Consider the following 3,284-nt stretch of genomic DNA (forward strand, 5'->3'; position numbering starts at 1 on the left):
ACATTTGGTTTTGCTATTTAATTTTCATTATAAAAGAAATAAACCTCACCATAAAAATTTAAAAAATTAAATAAAACTTTATTTTCATCATTGTCTGATAATTCATTGAAAATTAAACGAAAAGGAGAAATTCCGATGATTGTATTTAGTAAAAAAACATCAAAATATTTTCCTGTATTTATAATTCTCAAATCATTTTTTATTATATTAATTTCCCTTGGAAACATTTCAATTATCAAACTTTTCCAGTTATCTTCATTAAATTCATTCCATAGATTTGGATATGTTAAACATAAACTTTTGTTATAACTTTTATCATAGTTTTTAAATGAAAAAACTAATAAATTAATTCTTTCTTGAACGTTGAGTGTGAAAATGTTTTCTACTATCTCTTTTGATTTTCTAAATCTATTCAACGGTTCAAAAGAATTAATACGTTTTGCTAATACAACTCCATTCATCATTATTCTTTAATAAATTTTGTTTGAATTTTTAAATTTCCAGCTTCATCTAAGTAATTTATCTCCAAAGAAGCTCCTTTTGTGTCAATACCAAGTTGCCTGAAAATTTCAGGAAACTTATTAGTTTCTTCAATTGTAGGGAAGTAATGTCCTGATGAGTTTGAAATTTTCTTTAATTTTCCATTAACAACTTTTATAGTGCCTGCCGCTTCAACATCTTCGGCATTTTCTAAAAAATGATGTTTTTTTCCTATTTTTAATTCTCCTTTTGTAGTTACAACAAAATCAACATCATTAAAAGTATTTCCTTTATTAGATATTTTTTTATAATTCCATTTTCAACTTCTGCTATTCCCCAAAGTTGTCCATCTACAGGAATTTTTTCTGTAGGATATTTATTTGTTATTTTTTGAATTTGTTTCCAATATTTCCCACCAATTCTTGCAACATCATCGCCCCCTTTTTTAGCCAAATTTTTAATATGATTAGCCAAGTTTTTAGGAGAAATTTTCCTCAATCCTGCTACAAAATCTTTTAGTTTCGTTGCTTTTGTTATAGGTACTATGATGGTCAAAAGTGGTATAACCAAGCGCCCCTGTTCGTAACGCGCTCTATTGTCCAAGCCTGAGATTGTCTCAAAACAGTCTTTTATTTCCGCAGAAACACTATCAACTATCTTTTGTAATTCTTCTACATTGCTTATAAAATCTACAAATTCTGATACTTCTTCGCGTAATTTCTTCGACTCTTCGCATCGGTCAAGTTGCATTTTTACCAACTTTCTCTGGGCTTGCTCATAAGGATAAGTAACTAATTCACCAAAACCTTTATTTTCTTTTTCAAGTTTAGCGGTTAGTTTTTGATAAAATCCTTCACTTTTCTTAATTTGCTCTGTGCTACACAACAAATAGGCAATTGTGTACGCATAAACAAAATCTGAATATTTTTGTGCAAAAGTAACAACATCTTTTGACAAACCATCGGGCATTGATAAGTATTTACCAAGCTGATACAAACCTACTAATTCCGAATATGTTCCATCTATAACTCCGCTATAAAATGGCAAATCCAACATCGTATAATAAGGTACATTCTCAGGGGTCAATTCCCAAAAACACATTGGAACAATACCCGGTTCTTTGCCCGGTGTTAATCCTTTTTGCTGACAATTTTCATAAAATTTATTTAAAAATTCTCGTACTTTTTTTAGTTTTTCTAATTCTTTTTTAAATAATGGGTCTTTCAAAAGCAATGCTAAGGCTCGGTCGGCTTCCACTTCTTCGGCATCATCTATGCGTTTTGCCACCGCTTCTATGGTTTTTTGACTCTCGATTTCCGTGTTTTTGTCAGGTATTTCTATCGATTGAAGACTTCCTGAGGGTTTTCGTGGCTCTGCCAATTTAGCACTAAGTAGCGATACTTTGTCTGCCTCTGTTATAAATTCATTTTTTAAAAGTTCATTTATATTCGTATTGATTTTTGGGACGCTACTTTCTAAGGTTTTGTAGGGTGCTTGAACCTTTTTTTCGTATTCTTTTTTAGAAATTTCTTTGTTTGCAAGTTGTTTGTTAAGTTCTTCAAGTTCTTCAATCGCTTTTTTACGTTGGTCAAAAAGATTTTTTATCTCCTCTTTAATTAACAGAGCTGTATTTTCAATCCTCTTTAACTCTTCGCTTGCTCCCACCACGTTACTTTCCGCCCTATCATAAGTCGTAACGAGCTTACCTTCAACGAGTTGGCGCTCGGTATTAAGCGTTATTCCGCTAAAAACTACTTTGATTTTCGTATCAAGCAAATAAGGTATTTGTATATAACCTTCCCCTGAAAATACGCCATTCGAGCCTGTGGCACGAAGTACCGTTACAGGGAAATATTATGTCAAAGAACGTTTTTACCAACACATCTGAAACACGAGGTGTTGTTTTGTTTATTTACACCCATTTTTATACGCTTTTTTCAAAGCAAAGATAACAATATATAACCCAATAATAAAATATATTTTTATAAATAATACTGATTTTTAGCAAGTTATATTCCTGTTTTTCTAAAACAACACATCTGATAAATTACCATTTAAAGATAAAGTTTTTCTTCTAATTTATTTAACTCAGATTTCCAATACTCCCAATCAAATATAAATTCATACTTTCCTCGCAATTCTTTTTCTAAAAGCTTTGCAGAAGTTAAAACTCTATTTACAAAAATGTATTCTCGTAAATTATCATTATGTAAAGGGTCAGGAGGATAATCATCATTGTATGTTTCTTGATACATATTATCCAATTCATCAATTTCTTTTATTAAATATGGATTTAATAAATTACTAATTTGATTTTCATCTAAATCAATAGGTTGAAGAATATCGTTAGTATTTTCTCTTGTCCAAATAGGAGAACAACAATATTCAAAATATAATTCTAATGTTTTCATTTCTTAATTCATATTTGATGGATTTGCTCCTACTACATAACCATTATCTCCTACTGTAATAGCAACTTTTTGCTTTTTACCTTTATATATTATTTGATATACAGGTCTAGGATTTTTTTCCCTTGATAACCTATAATTTTCCCTTCTTTTAATACTTTCATAATAAAATCTGATATTTCGTCTTCTTTAATTCCTTTATCTAAAAATTCTTTTTTATGTTTCAAAATATGTTCAAAACCTCCTTTTTGGTTTCCTTTTTCAAGGAAAATTATTTTCCCATTTTTATTTTTAAATACCCATATTAAATTTCCTTCGGTAAATTTAGTTTCTGCTTTTTTCATTTCAGAAACTAATTTACTATCAATAAGAACATTCCCTGTCTCCTTCGTAACA

General features: G+C 29.6%; 5 protein-coding genes. All 5 read right to left on the reverse strand.

The annotated features are described in order from the left end of the window. Window positions 1–17: 17 nt before the first annotated feature. A complete protein-coding gene (locus OO775_RS13245; protein ID WP_264847709.1) occupies window positions 18–464 on the reverse strand; it encodes a hypothetical protein in 447 nt (148 codons plus the stop codon). Then, window positions 464–781 (reverse strand): IQM protein middle domain-containing protein, encoded by a 318-nt coding sequence (locus OO775_RS14220; protein WP_507762581.1) that lies wholly within the window; start codon window positions 779–781, stop codon window positions 464–466. The genes OO775_RS13245 and OO775_RS14220 overlap by 1 nt, the downstream gene beginning before the upstream one ends. Next, window positions 736–2,256 (reverse strand): hypothetical protein, encoded by a 1,521-nt coding sequence (locus OO775_RS13250; RefSeq protein WP_264847710.1) that lies wholly within the window; start codon window positions 2,254–2,256, stop codon window positions 736–738. Before OO775_RS13250 ends, OO775_RS14220 begins: the two co-directional genes overlap by 46 nt. Before the next feature lie 278 nt (window positions 2,257–2,534). Beyond that, on the reverse strand, window positions 2,535–2,891 hold the full coding sequence (locus OO775_RS13255; protein WP_264847711.1) for an immunity protein CdiI family protein: 357 nt from the start codon (window positions 2,889–2,891) through the stop codon (window positions 2,535–2,537). An 89-nt stretch (window positions 2,892–2,980) separates the two neighbouring features. Continuing rightward, window positions 2,981–3,284: hypothetical protein (locus OO775_RS13260; RefSeq protein ID WP_264847712.1), on the reverse strand; the 304-nt coding region annotated here is incomplete at its 5' end.

This window comes from Capnocytophaga catalasegens, from assembly GCF_026005215.1.
Taxonomy (GTDB): Bacteria; Bacteroidota; Bacteroidia; order Flavobacteriales; family Flavobacteriaceae; genus Capnocytophaga; species Capnocytophaga catalasegens.